This window comes from Pseudomonas sp. NPDC087817 (assembly GCF_044742875.1).
Lineage (GTDB): Bacteria > Pseudomonadota > Gammaproteobacteria > Pseudomonadales > Pseudomonadaceae > Aquipseudomonas.
Map to the genome: position 1 here is coordinate 88870 of NZ_JBIUVJ010000002.1, position 19000 is coordinate 107869.

Sequence of the window (19000 nt, forward strand, 5' to 3'; positions counted from 1 at the left end):
AGCATTGAGATGCGTGCCCCTCGGGCGCTCCACGCTAAGTGGGCTTTGATGCAAAGAACAACCAGCCGCCTGACAAACGGCTCCAAGCGCATCGCCAGGCCTTTGATCAAGCACTTCCGCTCGCCTGGCGATGACGTGCGCCGCTCCTGACGGATCTAGCGAAATCCTGTCAATGGTAATGAGATGTTGTGAGCATTGAGGTGGCATATCACAATGCCACTTCACTGGTGATGCAGTGCTCTACGTGACGCACTAACAGTTCAGGCCCAGACAGCGTCGTGGGCAAGACCCGCCCATCAATCGAAAGGAAGTGCACCAGGCTCAGTTCACGATGCCGGTGCTGGTACAGATGTTGACTGACATTACTCCCCCCTGGTGGGCCCGATGGCTTCCATCAGCAGCGTATGCCCTGGGTATATCCAGTAGCAGCATTCAGATTCGCACACGCAAAGGCATTGAGAGCTTTGACTGGTCGGCCATCAGTCAGCCGCCGAAACGAGCACCCATAGCATTCTTCCACATGGTGTACATCATCACACCCCGGGGCACCTGGCGCCTGTACTTTCGAACAACGCAGCAACGCGATACCGCTTGGCTAGAGCTCGTGCGAGCTTGGTACATCCCGCGCATCATCGAAACCAAGGCACGCCTGGAAACTTTCGAACAAGACCTCAAGGAGGAACGCTACCTTCGGACATCGAAATGGGAGCCCTATAGGCAGCAAGCGCTGTCCTGGGCAAGCACCTGCCCTCCCATCCCACCTGAGGGTATTCTCACTCCAGAGCACCACCGCCTGCTGGTCAAGATGAAGCGGCTTGTTCAACTACCCGGAGATTGGCTCACGAACTCCCGCGCCACCTACGTTGATCAGGCGCTGGTCGACTATCACGATCTCTTCGAAACTGTAGAAAGCCAACCGCTGACCATCGACCAGCGCAAGGCGTGCATCATCGACGAGGACAACAACCTGATTCTCGCCGGCGCCGGTACCGGCAAGACGAGCACCGTCATCGGGCGAGTTGCGTTTCTGGTTAAGAGTGGGCAAGCCAAACCCGAAGAAATCCTGATCCTGGCCTACGGCAAGAAGGCTGCCATCGAATTGAGGGAGCGCCTGGAAAGCAAACTGGGCATCCAGGGCATAACAGCCGAAACCTTCCACCGGCTAGGCCGGTGTATCGTGAAACAGGCTGAAAACAAGTCGATTGCCATCAGCACAATGGCGACGGATAAAAAGGCCAAGGCCAAATTCGTCAACACGGTTTTCGAGGCCAAACAGCGTGAACCGGAATACCGAGAGCTGCTGCTCAGCTATTTCGAGCAATGGTTGCATCCGGTGCGCAACCCATTTGAATTCCAGACGCTGGGCGATTACTACCGTTTCCTGGAAGACAACGATATTCGCACGCTGAAGGGCGAGGCAGTCAAAGGCTTCGGCGAGTGCGACATCGCGAATTTCCTCTTCAAGAATGGTATCGAATACCAGTACGAAGCCACGCTCAAAACCTCACTGCAATCGCCTGACCGATCCACGTATCGGCCCGATTTTTTCCTGCCGGAATTCGGAATCTACATCGAGCACTTCGGTACAGATCGGCAAGGAAACACCGCTCCCTACATCGACCAGGCCAAATACCAAGCCGACATGGCCTGGAAGCGCCAGGTTCACGCAGAACGAGGCATCCCGCTAATCGAAACCTTCCACTATGAAAAACAAGAAGGCGTCTTGCTCAAGGTGTTGAAGCAACGCATGACCAGCGCCGGCGTAGTGCTCAACCCTCTTCCTCCCGAAGCCGTCCTGGAGACCCTCCGGGAGTTTGGTGTCATCTCGAAATTCTCGCTCATCCTGACGGATATGCTGGGATTGCTCAGGGCCGCGAATCTATCCGATCAGCAGCAAGCTGAATTGATCGCCCGAAGCGCTGACCCTGGCCAAGTCGGTGCAGCCATCACGCTGTTGACCCCCATAGGCGATGCGTACGTCAATGAGCTGCAGGCCGAAGAGAAGATGGACTTTGATGACATGATCAACAAAGCCAATCAGTACGTCCTCGACGGCACATTCAAAAGCCCGTGGAAATACATCGTGGTGGACGAGTTCCAGGACATTGCCAAGTCTCGGGCTGATCTCGTGCAGGCCCTGCGCAGGGGCCAAGACGATGGGTCACTGTTCTGCGTGGGCGACGATTGGCAGTCCATCTTCAGATTCACGGGCAGCGACATCAGCTTCACTGCTGACTTCGAAAAAATATTCGGGCCAACGCAGTCCAGCGAGCTCAAGAAGACCTTTCGCTTCAACAGCAAGATCGGTGCAGTCGCCAGCCGTTTCGTGATGCAGAACCCTCGCCAGATCGTCAAGGACATCCAATCCCATACGGTCGCAGACACACCGACCGTGTCTCTCGTTCGTGCTTCGATGGCGGACGACAAGGCTATCGACGAGGTAATTGAGCGCACCGTGGCGCAGCTCAATACACTCGCGAAACCCGGATCCTCGGTTTACTTCCTCGCCAGGTTCAAACACGACCTGCCCGACCTTGATCCCCTGAGTCAAAGGTTCCCAAACCTGGCCTTCAAGAAGGACTCGATCCACAGCTCCAAAGGCAAAGAAGCGGATTACGTCATCATCCTCGGCCTGAGCAAAGGCAAGTACGGCCTCCCCTCGGAGATCGTGAATCACCCACTCATCGAAGCACTGCAGCCGAAAGCCGAGGCTTACCCCCATGCCGAAGAACGGCGATTATTCTACGTCGCACTGACGCGGGCGAGACATAGGGTCTACCTGGTCTGCGACATGATGAGGTGCTCACCTTTCGTTCAGGAGCTGCTCCAAGGCGATTATCCCTTAGAGCTCGAAGAGCTCGCAGCAAGCCCTGAACAGGTGAATGCAATCCTTGCCAGCTGCCCTGTCTGCACCCAGGGAAGCCTGGTAAACCGTGTAAACAGAACTACCCGAGCATCCTTCATTGCCTGTTCAAACTGGCCGCGCTGCACCCATATTGAGAACGGCTGCCGGCGCTGCAATGCCCCCATGACACGCTCTGGGAGATACAGGGTCTGCGTGTCACCCTCCTGCAATGGCTGGGTCGCTGTTTGCCCCAGAAGCGGTGGAAGCATGGTGTTTCGAGACAAGGCCAAGAGTTGGGGGTGTTCTGATTATCGAGGGCTGGACGAGGGATCCTGTCGCCACATGGAGCGCAACATCCAGGCGCCTCCGCAAAAACCGGGAACATGAACGTGCAGCTACGCCGCAGCCGCCTACATGAGGGGGCTATACATGGCTTTCAGGTAAAAGATCCATTACCCACACCACCCTGATGTGTTAGGTTTTTGCCATTTTACCCGCAAGGAAAATGGCATGGTGCAGGAGCGAAGTCTTCGTCAGTGGTACACAGAGCTTTCAGAGCTTGCTCCAGACGCGGATGCCGTCGCAAAACGCCGCCGCGGTTATGACTTTGAAAAGGTCTTGAAGGGCTTACTGGAGTCTGAGGGACTGGAGCCCCGATCCAGCTACAAATCCGCCGGCGAGCAAATCGACGGTTCGTTTTACCTGGATGGAGGCTTCCTTCTCCTAGAAGCGAAATGGCACGCGGATCCCATCCCAGCCTCCACCTTGTACCAGTTCAAGGGCAAAGTAGATGGCAAGCTTGTCGGGACGCTAGGCGTTTTCATTTCGATGTCCGGCTACTCTGCCGACGCGGTCGATGCCCTCATCGCCGGCAAATCGCTCAATCTGATTCTCTTCACCAAAGAAGACATGGATGCGGCCATCATCCAAGAGCTCGGATTCAAGCAAATCCTTAAGGAAAAATTGCGCAAGGCAGCAGAGGAAGGCTTGGTGTTTTACCCTATCGTGACCGAATTGGTGAAGACCTCAGCATCGGAGCCCGTGCATATTGAAAGGGCTCACTACGATCGAGTCACAGGGAAAGTGCTGCGCAATGACGCCCAACCAGCAGCACCAACAGATCTGATCATTGTCTGCGAAAGCGACACTGACCGTGAAGTTCTGGCCAATATTGTCCAGCGCATCCTGAGCGGTTCAAAAACCGCTAAGAAAATCGAAATCATCTCAGCATTAGGGAAAATTTCAGTACCACGAATTGCAAACAGCTTACTGATGGCTAATCCCAGCGTACGAATACTTACGGTAGTTGACAGTGATAATGACGTTGCAGGCTCACAACTCCTTCTGTCAAACAACATAGAGCCCACCAACTGGGCACCTATCATCATTGATCCGCAAATAGAAGAATGGCTTGGGCTTTCTGAGGAAGAAATGCGTCGCCTGCGTCGAAATGCCTCTCGCCTGAATCGTTCTCTCCAGGCAGTTGAACAACTCGACCTTGATCAGTTGAGAAAAACTGACCCTGTGTTCGACGCTTTCTGCCGTGAAGTGCTATCGGCTTAATTGCTGGCGGCAAGCGTGGGGCTTTATCTCCAAGCACCACATTCCACCATCGACCTCAGCCTCAAGCTTTCTGAGGCTTCAGGGCGGTGAAGGAGGTCTTCAGCGACTCCCAGTTATCGTTGATCCAGTCAACAACCTTGGGGCGGCCAGGCGCAGTGGACTTGAATTTCTCCTTGAGCATCCATTCCACGTAAAGGCGGAACTGCGCGCTCATGTCCTCACCGCTGTTGTAAACCACTGTTTTTTTGCCATCCGCCCAGCCCAGGTGATTCAGGAAGTCGAGCATTTCATAGCCTTCTTTTCGACTCAGATGGCTCGCATCTTTGTGGATCAGATGCGGATTATCACCCGCGCTTGCTTTCCAGCTGTAATCGTAACGCAGTTCGCTTTTGGTAATCCTTGGCATGGGGCATTTCTCGTTGAAACCCGGTAGTGGGCCTCATACTAATGAGGGCTCCACGTGGTAGTTCAAGGTGAGCAACAGGCTCAAAACCTGAAAAACAGATTTCCAGAAATAGCGGTTGTCACGGCGAACTTCGAGATGCTCTCACCCGCCCGTGCACGCCACCTCTCACGTGAGAGACGCAGGGGCCACGCTCCAGAACACCTGGCGGAACGCTTCCAATGCAGCAGCTAGATTGTCCGGTTGATAAGCCAGTGCCAATTCAGGGGTTGCGGACGGCCCGCTCAAAGGTACGGAACGACGCCAGCAGGATTCCCTGCTGGTCATCCTCCCCCTCAACCGTTCCTCAGCGCTTCAAGACCCTGATCCATTGCCAAGGCAGCCGTAACGATCGTGTTGACGGCGGCTCGATCAAACTCATGATCTTGCTGAGAGTCGTGTGTCCCACTGTTCAGATAGCTCCATTCAATCGAGGCGCCACTGACGTGAAGCAACGCGTCAAGCCCAGCGAGGAAGTCTTGAAGGCCCTGGGTAGGATTCGGAATCCTACCTAGCCCTGTTCGAAGCTTGAGACATTTGTTGTTCAACTCCCATTTGGCTCGGGGGCCTCCAAGCTTCAGCTCTAATCGTCCATCCTGACGCCTCCCAAACCATGTCCATGCTCGATCCGTCAAGCTCTCGATTGCAGCCCTTGAGTGGCGCAATGCATCGCGCTTCTCTTCGGCTTGCAACGCCGCATGGGCAAGCAGAACGTAATTCTTTGTAGGTGGGTCGGTGTCGATGCGGAGATGGTGCTCGCCATGGTGGGGAAGGAAGCGGTACCGACGAATCTGCTCTGCCCGCTGAGCGCCAATCTCCTGCTGGATTCGGTGCAGAAATTCCTCAGCATGCGAGGTGAGAATGACCTGCTTGGCATCGAGCAGACCGCTTTCAAAGAAGGTACGCCAGATGCCATCTCGGTGCTCATCATCGATCGCGTTGACGACATCGTCGAAGATAACGATCGGGCAGTCCTCTGCGAGATTTTTCGCCAGAAGAATCGCAAGACCCAGGCACCGGATATGCCCTTCGCTCAAGATCAGCAAGGCATCAAATCGCTCACCTGGCTGACCTACGAACTCAATTTCGATTTTCCCATTTTCAGCCAACGGCAGCCATAGAGCATGGATCTGAGCTGGCCTTGGATCTTCCCGGTTGAACAGGTTGTACAGATCCCGAGCACTGTTACCAAGACCCTGGAGCAATTGAGCAGGCAATGCGGCCAGGTACGCCTGCAACTGGGGCAGATAGGCATCGTAGGCCACCTTGATCCGCCTATTGTGCTCAAGTGCCAAAGCTTCGCGCCCCACCTCTTCGATCAGTTGCTGATTATCAGCCTCGAATTGGGTGATCGTTGCTTGCGCTTGGGTGAACTCTTGAAGTGCTTGAGAGCGCAGGAGCCTGCAGCGCTCGATCTCACCTCTGAACCCATCAAGCGTCTGACGTTGCTGTGCAAGGGTTTGTCGTTGCTCGATAACCTGGCGGCTAGCAGCATCCGCCTGCTCAATGAAAGTCATCAGTTGCATAAGCGCTTGCCACGACCTCTCATTGTCACTCATCCAGGGCTGCAGCCACTGACCGACAGAAGTGGGAGGAAGTACGGGTAATTGAGCTGCCTGGAATTCGTTTGGGCATACCTGTGACGCGACATCGCACACCCGCTGCATCTCAATGAGCAACGACCGCAAGGCTTCATTGCAGTTATTGGTGGCGTCCACTGACCGCTGCTGCAAGGTTCTTAGCTCGGCGAGTTGCGCCAATCCCGTTCGCGCGCGTTCAAATGGATCGTAAGCAACCCGATCCAGTGGCGTACCACACGCCGGGCACGCTGCTGCACCCTCTGCCAACTGCAGGAGGGAATCGTAGAGGTTGGAAAACGAAACGTCCGCCGCTCTGGCATTGAGCGCCTGTTGCGCTGCTTGGCTTGCTCCATGCCACTCATAGACTTGTGCGCGCAGTTGCCATAGGCTCGCCGCAGTGCACCCGTGGATGATGGGCAGCGGTGACTCCAGAACACCCTGCAAATACGCCAATTGGCCTTGCCTATCCTGTGTACCAAAAATCCAGTCGACACAGCCTTGATAAGTGCTGCCCGGATCAATTCTGGCGGCCAACGCCTCCTCTTCTTGAGCAATCCCTACGAGCCGTTGTTGATAGCCATCCAAGGTCTGCTGAGAGGCGGCAACCTGGTTGCGTCTTCCCTCCAATTGAAGTGCTTTGATGCTGGAGATACTAAGGTTTTCATCCAGCGTGGCATTGAAGCCCCGGACAAATTCGCTGAACTGGTCGACGCCAAACAAGGTCGCGATCAATTGGCGCTGATCACCTGGAGTTCTTGCGGCGATGCGACCGAAGTCATCGAGCCGGTTTTTCTCGACGAAGCAAAAACGAAAACTCTCTTCGTCTGCCTGCACCTGAGCCGCGGGAGAACCGTTTAGCGAACCCATCAACCGCGGCGCTACATGGCGGCCCAAGCGTGCGTTATTGCAGTAGGCGCGATTATCGAATCGCTTGGCCTCTGCCTCACTGATCGAGCCGAGCATGGCCATCTCAAGCGCTTCGAAGAAGCTGCTCTTCCCCGTCCCGTTCGGCCCGTAGATCAAGGTGATATCATGGCTCAGGTCGAATGATTCGGCCTGCATGAACCCTCGAAACGGGCCGACCTCCAATCGATCCAGGCGCAAATGACTGCGGCTGGCTTGAGCAAGTTGGGTTGCCCCGGGTAGCTCTGCAGTCGTGTGAGCAAGCTGCTGAAGCGCGAGAGGAGCCAGCCTCGTGGAGCGCCCGCGTCTTTGTGCGCCTACCTCTGCGAGAGCTCGAAGATTTGCCATGACCAAATTGGCCATGCGCCGAACGTCATCATGCACTGGCTGGCCGGCCAGATAGACCAAAAACCGCTGATATTCCGCCTGTAAACTCGACATGACCGCTCCCTGTGTTGATCAAATAACCGCCCCCTCTTTGGGGAGTTCGGCAAAGAGCGTAGTCGGAAAAATCCGGTACTAGCATGCGTTCACTCGCTCGCGAGGACTGTTGGCGACCATCGCCATGAGTGATAAGAGAAGCAGTGGCGCAGCCAAGCAGCATTGTCAGCCAGGATCGGCGATGGTAAGGTCGGCACCAGGTGCTCGGTAGGTGCCTGCAGTCCACACTCGTGAAGCTTTAGCACTATCGTGATCGTTGAAGTAGCCCGACCTGACTCTCATCAGGTTGCCTTGTAGTGGACGCCGGGCAAGCATTGCAGGAGCTGCTCCATGCAGATTACCTACAGCCACATCAAGAAAATCAAGCGTGTCGCGAAAGAACTGAAGCACACTCACCCTTCCCTCAAACTCGGCCAACGGCAAGACATCGCTGCTGTCCAAGAGATTGGTGTCCGGAATTACCATGAGGCGATGCGTCTGTATGAAAGATGGCTCATGGAGCATGTCCACACTCCCCCAGGTGATGCCGGCGTAAGCAAATGCTCGTTCTGTGAGTTCAGCTTCTCAGCTGACCTCAAGGAGGATCGTGATGATCATCGCGAGATCCATGAGCGCTACCACGAAGTTAGCGAAGTGTTGGGATATGTCCCGGCTGGTTTGATGGAGCGCGAACGCATGAAGCGCAACGGACGTGAGCAGGCGCTTTCTACTGGAGACTTGGAAACAAGGATCGAAGGGCTACTACTGGCACTGCGTGGCTGGTTCGATCGATCCCTCTCCAGCGCGATCCACCGCGGATACTGGCGCAACCATCCGACCTTCGACGATTACGTGTCTATGATCCAGGACACGCTCTCCGGCAACTATGATGAGCTGAAAGACGAGCTCAAAACCAGATACGGGTATCGCCCGGGACAGATTGATCCAAGTGACAGTAATTGGTATCCGAGGGCACGCTAATCTTGGTGTGGGCCTTACCTGATGGGTAAGGCCTGCTGGGGAGCTCAGCCTACATGCAGATACCATGCTCAAGCCGCATCAACCAATCATGAACGTCTGAGTACCCTGAAGGCTGGGACAGCAGGACGCACGGCGCTTTATGACCTAGCCCAGCTTTGGGTTTTCTCATCCAGCCATCTGCAAGCTCATTTCCGCCAAACACTTGCACGGCGATCACGGAGATCTGCTCATACCTCACCTTGAAGCAGCGGTGCTCCATACTCCAACAGGCCACGGCTGCGCGAAAGCAAGGTGCAATAATTCCAAGTTCGCTCATTGCTTAGAGCTCCCTATCAGTCTTGAGAGAATTAGAAGTCTCGGCTCGCTCTAGACAGACTCGCGATTTCAATTGCTCCACCATCCACGCCTGGGCCACATTGAAATCATCCATCATTATCTCGAACTCCGCAGAAGTCAGCTGATGATGTACAACCCGACCTTTCTCACTGTTTAACCTTGGCATGGCTACCCTTGGCATGAGGCTCAGTTCTGCGCGACTATTACATTGTAAAATTCAACCAAGTTTCTAAAGCCCCCTGCACCAGAGCGGTCGAGATGGAAGCCCTGAATCCCGCACGCACGCGGCCCTCGCTCATCACACTTCTTTGAGTCACCCACCATGATGATCTGCCCTTGCTTAGTATCGATAGCATGCTCAGGCTCAAGCCCTAACAAACTGGACACATATCGATAAATCATTGGATCAGGCTTCATCACGCCCAACTCAGCACTAAGCGCATAACCATCAAGATCGGGAAGCAGTCGCCTCGCGGAGTCACAGTAAGGCCCCGCCAGGTTGGAGCAAACAGCGATTTTGACGCCGTTAGCCCTTAACAAATCTATCGCTACTACGGCGTCATCAAAGATCCGAATCGATGCCAGCTCAAGCTCTAGGGCGTGCTGCAGCTCTGCCAGTGCCCAAGGGCTCAGCGTGATCCCGAGGCTCGCTGCGGCCTCCCTGAGCCCACCACTCAATGTCATGATCAGGCGCATGTCACCGGGGGACGCCGAGCACCCCTGCTCTGCCCCCATGCGGAGGAGTCGCCGATACGGATTCTGGCGATCCTGGATTTCCAAGACTGTACCGAACAGATCGAAAATCACCGCCTCAGCTACCATGATTCGCTCCCATTGTGGCGAGGCCTCGCTTTATACCGTGCTATCCGAAAAGCCTACTCTATTGGATGAAGTAGGCTAGCGCACTACTACACCATGCGCTGCCAGGTCATTTACTAATGTTTGGCGACGCAACATTTTCGGAAACTTGAAAACACTTCTATAACTCAAATAAAGCCCATAAGGGATGAATAACAAACCAAGCCCGTACGTAGCCGTCGCGATGATCACACCTGCGGGAATAGCAAGCACTCCATATACGAGACCTTTAAGAATAGTAGATCTAGCGACACGTCGCATTTGATCAATATCGTACTCAACCTTTCCGTTAGCCTTCTCAACTGCGATGAGAATGATTGCCTTCTTATTAAGATGCTTATAATACCAAATGTGCGGCGTATCGGTGTTCATGGCACCATGCCTTTTCAGATAGTTAAGCATTACAACTTGTTTGAAGTGGACAGTATCACCCTTATCATCTTCGCATCGAACCATGCTGTAAAGAGCGTCAAGATCACTACTACCCTGCAGGTCATAATTCTTGACGGTGAGTGCTTTCTTAATAAGTTCAGACATACCTTTCCTTAAGTACTTAAATGAGTTTTGCCCTAAGCGCTGAGCAGCCGGAAGCCTCGCTGGCATACTTGAGCCCACCCGAAACTTTCAACCAGCCGCCCCGTTGCTATCCCGAGGGAAATTCAGGCAGCGACAACACCCCTGGCCGCAGTGTTAAAAATTAGATTTTCCACAGTACCCTTTCGTGGGTAGACGGAGCTTCAGGCCCTGCCCCTCGATCTACGAAAGCGTGGATACGATCACGTAATGATCCTGGCCACCTAGACTACGCACCAGAGTGCAACCGCCATGCTCACGGACAGCCCGAACTTCAGGCGTTACTACAGTCATGCCATCTGCGTTGACCCCGGATAAGTCTTGATACACCAGAGCGGTGTAGCGGTTACCCACCATCGCGGCGTCCAAGAGATATGCATCGATGGTCACGCCCCACTCGATCACGGTCGCTCGCGCAACCCGCGCGGGGAACTCGGTCAATTCACACACTAAATACTCTCCACACTTCAAGCAATTTCAATGATTTTGCGAGGATCGAACCCGCATTCTTCCTGCGGATAACCGCGCTGGTTTGACAGTAAGCGGCACCCGCCCAGCACCCTGTCGATCGAGTGGTGCGTGTGACCAAATGCCCAGAAATCCGCTTGCTCGACCAACCCATGCCATCTGTTGAAGTAGGCGGCACTGACATGCCCATCATGTTCGTCACCCGCCACTTCAGGGATTGGGCAGTGATGCGTTACAACGAAGGTCTTGCCAGGAAACGGCTCGCTCAATTCTCGACTGATAAAGTCTTTACTGGCTGCGTTCTTGGCAATCACATCAGCTGGCCGTAGACGACGATAATTTGAGTCAGCCCTGATCACCTTGAAGTCGTTCATCTCGCGGGCGCACGTCATGCTCGCTGCGACCACGTCGCCAGTACTACTGAAGTCCGTCCACCCTGTAGCAACCAAAAACCGTACGTTGCCCACAATCAAAGACTCATTCTCCATCACATGGACATGGACATTGGCAGCGGCTGCGGCCTTCATCTTTTCGACCGTCCTGTCGATGTTGCCCTTGTAGTGCTCATGGTTGCCGGCGCAGTAGATCACCTTGCTTTTGAAGGTCTCGTTTGCCCACAACACACCTCTTGCTTGGATACCGATGTCGCCGGCGAGCACGACCAAGTCGACCTCCACCTCGGGTGGCTGGAACGGTGCGAACTCCACGTGGAGGTCTGAGTAGAGCAGTACTTTCATTGGTTTGAGCGCTTCGGGCCTTGCTGCTGGAGGCGTGGCTGAGAGGGATGACCCGGCTCGCGACACCTCGGAGCTAAAATTCGGTTTAAGCGTATATTGAAGAAGATGGCTGGCTTTGGCCTCATGCGAGCGCGCCAGTGCCCCTCAACTTGAATGCACTGACTATAGGCATTTGCTTGTGACAAGGCAATCCCAGCATATCGTTGCGTTTGCCAGGAACGTTCATGTCGCTTCGCATCGCATACGCCTCCGCGCTTCGTTTTCTCCGTAAACGGAGTGAGGTCTCACAGCAGCAACTGGCACCAGCCGCCAATCCTTCCTATGTGAGCCGCTTGGAAGCTGGGGCTCGTTCGGTGACCCTCGACGTCAGCCAAGAGCTTGCTAAAGCCCTGAATGTGGATCCCCTAACCTTGCTTGTGTTGGCGTATGCAGCGGAGCGTGATCAAACCCCGCAGGAGGTCGTAAATCACCTATGGGGCGACCTCAGTGATCAAGACCTGCTGGGGAGCAAAATCCCTTCTGGGATTACCAAGGATCCACATCCAGAGGTCGTCGCTGGAATGGAGCTGCATGCTCAGATCATCGAACTTATGGATCAGGGGCTAACCCAGGCGGAGGTTGCGAGGCGGCTGGGAATCGCCAGGCAGACAGTCAGCAACCACCTGAAAAGGAAATGATTGTCGGCGAAGTGAGTTCAGCGGGAGGTGAGTGCTGGGCTGGTGGAGCTTCTGCTGCGTCAGGTTTTGCAGGGTAACCATGTTCCCTGGCTGAGAGGGACTGAGACATTCCGTCTGGCCTGACCGCCACCGTAGCAGCACGCCGCGAAGTTGAGACTGGAAGAACTCTCAACCTGAACTCGAAAAATAGAGATCTTCGATGCACGTAAGGCAAACGTGACGCTGTGTCCACTTTACACACTCCAAGAATCTATGATTTTTGAGGGATAGCTCCGGATTCAATTGACCTTGTTGTCTCGACGGTGAGTAAGAACGGACAGGCATCGGGGCATAGGAGGATCATTGACGGCAAGATCCAAATCGACGCTTCTAAAGCGCTCGTCTCGGATCACGGGCCATGAGGTTCAGCTCCCGTCCGACCTGCGGGGATGGCGCTGCTTTCAGCGTGTTCAAGTCCTCATCAATTCCATGGACTCAACGCTTTCGTGACCCTTAAAAACGCCACGCTGTGATAACGTACCTAAGCTGTTTTTAGCCGTCCCAACGTCCCCATTCTGTGGTTACGACGCTGGCTGTGGCACTGGCTGTGAAGACGATCTGGACGAGAGCAGTTTCATAGTATGTTGAGCCCCTTCAATGGCGAGGCGCTCAGCCATCTGTGAGTCCAACCACTTCAGGCCGGATGCCTACTCACCGCTCTTCACTGGATTTAAATTACGTGCCTACCGGCGATCCTAGAAACCTGAACGATTTGTTTTACTTCGCTAAGGTTGTCGAATCAGGCGGCTTCGCTGCAGCAGGCCGTATCTTGGGAGTACCCAAATCACGACTCTCCCGTCGAATCGCTGAGCTTGAGGAGCGCTTGAATGCTCGGCTGATCCAGCGCACCACCCGCAAGCTGCAGTTGACCACTCTGGGCGAGCGGTACTTGAGGCATTGCCAAGCGATGCTGATTGAAGCCGATCTGGCTGATGAGATGGTGGCTAGCGCTGCTAGCGTGCCACGAGGGCCGCTACGAGTGAGCAGCCCGGTGGGTTTGGCGAGTCAATTTCTGACGCCGATTGTGCGGGAATTTTTAGAGAAGTACCCGCAGGTGGAGCTCGATCTGCTGCTGGTCAATCGTCGAGTTGACCTGATCAATGAGGGGATTGATGTCGCCCTCAGGGTTCGCGAGGCGGACGATGAGGAGCTCAACCTAATCACAAGGAGGCTACGTGAAGCCCATACCGAAGTGGTGGCTTCGCCTGATTTCGCGGACGGTCGAAAGTTCGGGCATCCGCGAGAACTGACTGCTCTACCGTTCCTCGGAGCACTGGATCCGGATCGCTTATCGCGAACGCGGCTTTTCAACGAGACAGGTGAACGGTTTGAGTTGACCATGCCCGCAAGGCTAGGGGTCGAAGATTTTTCGATGCGTAAAGAAATGGCGCTGGCCGGACTGGGCTTTACGGTGCTTCCGATGATGTATTGCGAATCGGAACTCGCCGAGGGGAAGCTCGTGCGACTACTGCCAGAGTGGCACTGCCCTCCTGCCTGGTTGCAAGCGGTGTACCCACACCGGAGGGGAGTCTTGCCAGCCGTAAGGGCCTGGCTCGAATGTCTGGCGCATGCATTCGATCAGTGCGGCGACCGTCCTCTTTAAGTATCTCAATAATTGATGAACCGGAGGGGTTGATTCGGGTGGTTTGAGCGCTAGTCTCAGGGAGAGCATCAGTGACGTTTCGAGCGTTATTATTGACGAATCGTCAAAACCTTTTGGGCCTTAACACATTGGTTTTATTCAATAAATCTAGTTTTGATTAATGGTGCGGCTAGGAAAACAGGTCATCTCTACTACTTCGCCAAAGTCGTCGAAGCTGGCGGCTTTGCAGCTGCCGGCCGATTGCTGGGTATTCCCAAATCGCGGCTGTCGCGACGAATCGCCGAACTGGAAGAGCGTCTCGGCGCGCGCCTGTTGCAACGCACCACCCGCCAACTCAATCTCACCGCCGTGGGTGAGCGTTATCTGCGCCACTGCCAGGCCATGTTGCTGGAAGCGGAAATGGCCGACGAAGCCGTCGCCAGCATGTCCACCGAGCCACGCGGGCGCCTGCGCGTGTCATGCCCGACGGGGCTGGCTCGGGAAATGCTGCCGTGGGTGATCAGCGATTTCCTCGGCAAATTCCCTCAGGTGCAACTGGAAGTCGTGCTGCTCAACCGTCGGGTGGATCTGGTTGCAGAAGGTTTCGATGTGGCCTTGCGCGTGCGAGAACTGGGCGACGAAGATCCGCTGCTGGTGACGCGACGTTTGCGTCAGGCGCAAATGGTCGTGGTGGCCAGCCCGGAGTTTATTCAAGGTCAGTCGATCAATCATCCGCAAGACCTGAAGAGCCTGCCGGTGCTCGGTGCATTGGAGGCCGATCGCATGGTCCACGTACGCCTGCTCGATCAACAAGGCGAAAGCTTCGAACTGAACATGGAAGCACGGTTGGGCATCGACGACTTTATCGTGCGCAAGACCTGTGTGCTGGCCGGCCAGGGCTTCACGATGTTGCCGATGATGTATTGCGAAGCGGAGTTGCAAAGCGGCGCGCTGGTGCAGTTGCTGCCCGAATGGTCGCTGCCCGGCGGCTGGCTGCAAGCGGTGTATCCGCATCGGCGCGGCGTGATGCCAGCCGTGCGCGCGTGGATCGATCACCTGGTCGAATCGTTCAATGCCTGTGGGGAGCGGTTGTTATGAAGAAGGGAAAGATGAGCGAAGCGGACGTTGCGGCGTTCTGTCTGGCATTGCCCGGTGCGCGGGAGGACTACAAGTGGGGTGGCGTGCGGGTATTTTCGATTGCCGGCAACAAGATGTTTGCCTTGCAGGGGCTGCGCGGCGACTCGCTGGCATTCAAGGTCGACAAGGATCTGTTTCTCGGCCATTGCGATCGACCGGGCATCCACCCCGCGCCGTATCTGGCCCGGGCACAATGGATCATCATGCACCCGCCCTACCCGCTGGGCGCCGAGGAATTACAGGGGTTGTTGCAGCGCTCACATCAATTGGTGGTGAGCAAGTTGCCGAAGAAAACTCAGGTGGGCTTACTGCTTTAACTCTAATCCCCTCTGGGAGCGAGCCTGCTCGCGAAAGCGGACTTTCATTCAACAATGATGTTGTCTGACACAGCCTTTTCGCGAGCAGGCTCGCTCCTGCATTGGTTTTTTGCAGGTCTTTAGAACAGATTGAGCAGGTTCAAACGGAGGAACAGTTGGTCGATCCAGAACACCTGGTGCAACAGGACGATGACCCAGAACAGAACCTGAAACGACACCTTGCGCGTCTTGTGCCGAAACACCTGCTGAGCAATCAACGCGCCTGGCCAGCCGCCGGCCAGTTCCACCGCGTGCAGGATGTTCTCCGGCGTACGCCATGCATCCGTCCGGGCCTTGCGTTTGTCGGCCCAGTACATGAAGAACGCCAACACGCTGACGATTCCATACGCGGCCATCGGCACCAGTGAAATCCCGCGCAGCCACATCGACAGCGAGCCGAACAACGGCAGCGCGCAGACGATCACCAGCACCACCAGTTTCAATTTCAGATGCTGAATATGGCCGCCAGAGGGGCGACCTTCAGGACGGCGTGCGCGGGAATCGCTCATGGCTTGGCCGCCGCCCAGTCCACCCAGCCGAACTGCCACGTCGCCAGAATGAACAGGCCAAAGACGATCCGATACCAGGCGAATGCCGCGTAGCTGTGGCTGCCGATAAACTTGAGCAGGCCACGCACTGCGATCATCGCGAAGATAAACGCGGTGACGAAACCGATGGCGAACACCGGGAAATCCGCCGGGACAAACAGATGGCGGTATTTGAAGCCCGAGTACACCGCAGCACCGACCATGGTTGGCATGGCAAGGAAGAACGAGAACTCGGTGGCCGTCTTGCGCGACAGACCGAACAGCAAGCCGCCAATGATGGTCGAGCCAGAACGCGATGTGCCGGGGATCATGGCCAGGCATTGGGCGAAACCGATTTTCAGCGCATCGGTCCAGCGAATCTCATCAACCGTTTCTGCGTGCACTTCATGCTGACGTTGTTCAGCCCACAACATGATGATCCCGCCGACGACCAACGCCGCCGCAACGGTGATCGGGTTGAACAGGTATTTGTGGATCAGGTCGGCAAAGATCACGCCCAGCACGACGGCGGGCAAAAACGCGATCAGCAGGTTGGCGGTGAAACGCCGTGCGCTTGGCTGTGTTGGCAAACCGACCACCACATCCAGAATCTTGCGGCGAAACTCCCAGACCACCGCGAGGATCGCGCCGAGCTGAATAATGATGTTGAACGCCATGGCCCTCTCGCCGCCGAAGTCGAGCAAATCGGCAACGATGATCTGGTGTCCGGTACTGGAAATGGGCAAAAACTCCGTCAGCCCTTCTACAACTCCTAGTATCAGTGCCTGCAAGGCGGTCCAAAGATCCATCAATCCCCCAAAGAGCGATGCACGCAGGCATGCCCCGATAGTATTTTTTTACGTTCACTGCGATCAGCGTAGCTGGTTGTTGCTGTACCGATTCCGCGCGCACAGGATCCACACGAAAGGGTCAAAATTCCGTGAAATATCAACTTGGATTCAGGTTTTCACGCGCGGGGCCGAAATCCTAACAGACAAGCCTTAATAGCGCTGCCGCGTTATACGACTTGGGTCGCGTATGCCTGACCGCGAAATCGTGGTTGGATGCTGGCGGTCGTTTATTACAAGAAAAAGAATCCGGAGTGACAGCGTTATGAACAGCTTGCGCAGTGTGTCGATCAGCCGACGCTTGTGGCTCATTTTGGTGGTGGCAGTGGTCATGTTGCTGACCTTGGGCGTATTGATGCTCAAGCAGATCCATGATGACCTGTATCGCGCCAAAGCCCAGAAAACCCAGCATGTGGTGCAGACCGCCAGCGGTTTGCTGACCTACTACCACGACCTGGAAACCGCCGGCACTCTGAGCAAAGAGGCTGCGCAAAAGCAGGCGCTCACCGCCATCCGTGGTCTGCGTTATGACCAGAGCGACTATTTCTGGATCAACGACCTCACCCCCGTGATGGTCATGCACCCGACCAACCCCAAACTCGAGGGCCAGAATCTCTCGGCAATTCGCGATCCGGATGGTTTCGCGGTGTTCAACGAGATGGTTGCCATTGCCAGGTCCAAAGGCGCCGGCATGGTCGATTACCGGTGGCCGAAGCCCGGTGCCAGTGAGCCCGTGGCAAAAACCTCGTACGTAAAACTGTTCGAGCCATGGGGCTGGGTGCTCGGTTCTGGCGTGTATGTGGACGATGTGCAGGCCGAGTTCCAGGGACAGGTGATCAAGGCCACGGTCATTGGCTTGGCCATCGCCGTGATCATGGCATTGCTGGTGATCCTGATTGCGCGCAGCATCGTCCGTCCGCTGCAGGAAACCGTGAACGCCATGGCCAACATCGCCAGCGGTGAAAGCGACCTGACCCGCAGCCTCGATACCCATGGCAAGGATGAAGTGACTGAGCTGGCTCATCATTTCAACGCGTTTACGGCCAAACTGCGCCGGGTGATCGGCGACTTGCAGGTCTCGGCCAGCGCGCTGGGCCAGTCGTCCAGCGAACTGGGCAACGATGCGTCGCAGGCCCAGCAGCGCAGCCAGCAGCAATCGCAGCAGATGGAACTGGTGGCCACCGCGATCAACGAGGTGACCTACGGTGTGCAGGATGTGGCGAAAAACGCCGAGCATGCCGCCGCCGAAATGCGTGATGCCGAGGCCCAGGCGCAGCAAGGCCAGATCAACATTGACGGTAGCCTGCAACAGATCGACAAGCTGTCCGGCACTATCGATCAAGCGGTAGAGGTGATTCGCACCCTTGCCGCCGAAAGCACGCAGATCGGCAGCGTCCTGGAAGTGATTCGCTCGATTGCCGAGCAGACCAATCTGCTCGCACTGAATGCGGCCATCGAAGCGGCCCGGGCCGGTGAACAGGGGCGTGGTTTTGCCGTGGTGGCAGATGAAGTGCGCTTGCTCGCGCAGCGTACACAGAAGTCGACGGCGGAAATCCAGTCGATGATCGAGCGCCTGCAAAACCACTCCGAGGCAGCGGTCAAGGTGATTGGTGACAGCAGCAAAGCTTCGCAACTGACCATTGAACAAGCCGGACTGGCCGGCGCCAGCCTGAACGCTATCGGCCAGGCGCTGCGCAATCTCAATGGCCTGAATGCATCGATTGCCAGCGCCACGTTGCAACAGGCGCATGTGGTCGAGGACATCAATCAGAACGTGACCCAGGCTGCCGGGCTGTCGCACAGCACGGCCATCGCAGCCGAGCAGTCGAGTGCCGCCAGCGTGCGGCTCGGCCAGTTGAGCGAACAATTGAACAGCCTGCTGCGTCAGTTCCGCGTCTAGCACCGCCCCAGTATAGGAGTGAGCCTGCTGGAGACAGGTTTATGTCAGCCAATATCTACCGTGCTGACATACCGCCTTCGCTGGCAAGCCAGCTCCCACAAGGATTTATGCCATGCCCACCCATCTTGGGCATTACTCAAAACCCTGTGGGAGCTGGCTTGCCAGCGATGAGGGCGGAACATTCAACATCATTGTTGACGGAGCCGAAGCCATCGCGGACAGGCTCAC

16 protein-coding genes are annotated in these 19000 nt (G+C 55.7%); 8 read left to right on the top strand and 8 right to left on the bottom strand.

Annotated features, from left to right (window positions below; all coding sequences use genetic code 11):
• The first annotated feature begins 331 nt into the window (after positions 1-331).
• Positions 332-3232: a UvrD-helicase domain-containing protein gene (locus ACIONG_RS02425; protein WP_401296471.1), complete on the top strand. Its 2901-nt coding sequence runs from the start codon at positions 332-334 to the stop codon at positions 3230-3232.
• A gap of 123 nt (positions 3233-3355) precedes the next feature.
• Positions 3356-4408, top strand: a complete 1053-nt coding sequence (locus tag ACIONG_RS02430; RefSeq protein WP_016486472.1) for a restriction endonuclease — start codon at positions 3356-3358, stop codon at positions 4406-4408.
• Between the two features lie 61 nt (positions 4409-4469).
• Here ACIONG_RS02430 and ACIONG_RS02435 read toward each other — a convergent pair whose 3' ends face one another.
• A complete protein-coding gene (locus ACIONG_RS02435) occupies positions 4470-4814 on the bottom strand; it encodes a hypothetical protein (protein WP_401296473.1) in 345 nt (114 codons plus the stop codon).
• A 332-nt stretch (positions 4815-5146) separates the two neighbouring features.
• A complete protein-coding gene (locus ACIONG_RS02440; RefSeq protein WP_122556963.1) occupies positions 5147-7774 on the bottom strand; it encodes an AAA family ATPase in 2628 nt (875 codons plus the stop codon).
• A gap of 330 nt (positions 7775-8104) precedes the next feature.
• On the opposite strand from ACIONG_RS02440, the gene ACIONG_RS02445 reads away from it, so the two are divergent.
• Positions 8105-8734: a hypothetical protein gene (locus ACIONG_RS02445; protein WP_016486469.1), complete on the top strand. Its 630-nt coding sequence runs from the start codon at positions 8105-8107 to the stop codon at positions 8732-8734.
• A gap of 49 nt (positions 8735-8783) precedes the next feature.
• On the opposite strand, the gene ACIONG_RS02450 is transcribed toward ACIONG_RS02445, so the two are convergent.
• The 4 genes from ACIONG_RS02450 to ACIONG_RS02465 form a co-directional block, all read right to left on the bottom strand.
• Positions 8784-9050 (bottom strand): antitoxin Xre/MbcA/ParS toxin-binding domain-containing protein, encoded by a 267-nt coding sequence (locus ACIONG_RS02450; RefSeq protein WP_122556962.1) that lies wholly within the window; start codon positions 9048-9050, stop codon positions 8784-8786.
• 206 nt (positions 9051-9256) lie between these two features.
• Positions 9257-9892 (bottom strand): HAD family hydrolase, encoded by a 636-nt coding sequence (locus ACIONG_RS02455; RefSeq protein WP_016486466.1) that lies wholly within the window; start codon positions 9890-9892, stop codon positions 9257-9259.
• 75 nt (positions 9893-9967) lie between these two features.
• The gene (locus ACIONG_RS02460; RefSeq protein ID WP_401296477.1) at positions 9968-10465 is read right to left on the bottom strand and encodes a hypothetical protein; all 498 of its coding nucleotides are present in this window, start codon (positions 10463-10465) and stop codon (positions 9968-9970) included.
• Between the two features lie 503 nt (positions 10466-10968).
• Positions 10969-11706, bottom strand: coding sequence for a metallophosphoesterase (locus ACIONG_RS02465; protein ID WP_401296479.1), 738 nt, complete (start codon positions 11704-11706; stop codon positions 10969-10971).
• Between the two features lie 224 nt (positions 11707-11930).
• On the opposite strand from ACIONG_RS02465, the gene ACIONG_RS02470 reads away from it, so the two are divergent.
• The 4 genes from ACIONG_RS02470 (at position 11931) to ACIONG_RS02485 (ending at position 15458) form a co-directional block, all read left to right on the top strand.
• The gene (locus ACIONG_RS02470) at positions 11931-12383 is read left to right on the top strand and encodes a helix-turn-helix domain-containing protein (RefSeq protein ID WP_016486462.1); all 453 of its coding nucleotides are present in this window, start codon (positions 11931-11933) and stop codon (positions 12381-12383) included.
• A gap of 682 nt (positions 12384-13065) precedes the next feature.
• Complete coding sequence (locus tag ACIONG_RS02475; RefSeq protein ID WP_197888430.1) at positions 13066-14025, top strand: LysR substrate-binding domain-containing protein; 960 nt, start codon at positions 13066-13068, stop codon at positions 14023-14025.
• Between the two features lie 156 nt (positions 14026-14181).
• Positions 14182-15102: a LysR substrate-binding domain-containing protein gene (locus tag ACIONG_RS02480; protein ID WP_401296797.1), complete on the top strand. Its 921-nt coding sequence runs from the start codon at positions 14182-14184 to the stop codon at positions 15100-15102.
• Positions 15099-15458 carry an MmcQ/YjbR family DNA-binding protein gene (locus tag ACIONG_RS02485; protein ID WP_103302080.1) on the top strand — a complete coding sequence of 120 codons (360 nt, stop codon included), beginning with the start codon at positions 15099-15101 and terminating at the stop codon, positions 15456-15458. The genes ACIONG_RS02480 and ACIONG_RS02485 overlap by 4 nt, the downstream gene beginning before the upstream one ends.
• Before the next feature lie 119 nt (positions 15459-15577).
• Here ACIONG_RS02485 and ACIONG_RS02490 read toward each other — a convergent pair whose 3' ends face one another.
• Together ACIONG_RS02490 and ACIONG_RS02495 are read right to left on the bottom strand one after the other, a co-directional pair.
• Positions 15578-16006 carry a DUF1294 domain-containing protein gene (locus ACIONG_RS02490; RefSeq protein WP_401296481.1) on the bottom strand — a complete coding sequence of 143 codons (429 nt, stop codon included), beginning with the start codon at positions 16004-16006 and terminating at the stop codon, positions 15578-15580.
• Positions 16003-16833 carry an undecaprenyl-diphosphate phosphatase gene (locus tag ACIONG_RS02495; RefSeq protein ID WP_315445499.1) on the bottom strand — a complete coding sequence of 277 codons (831 nt, stop codon included), beginning with the start codon at positions 16831-16833 and terminating at the stop codon, positions 16003-16005. The genes ACIONG_RS02490 and ACIONG_RS02495 overlap by 4 nt, the downstream gene beginning before the upstream one ends.
• Positions 16834-17137: 304 nt before the next feature.
• Here ACIONG_RS02495 and ACIONG_RS02500 point away from each other — a divergent pair, with 304 nt between their 5' ends.
• Positions 17138-18772, top strand: a complete 1635-nt coding sequence (locus ACIONG_RS02500) for a methyl-accepting chemotaxis protein (protein ID WP_212808912.1) — start codon at positions 17138-17140, stop codon at positions 18770-18772.
• Positions 18773-19000: the final 228 nt, after the last annotated feature.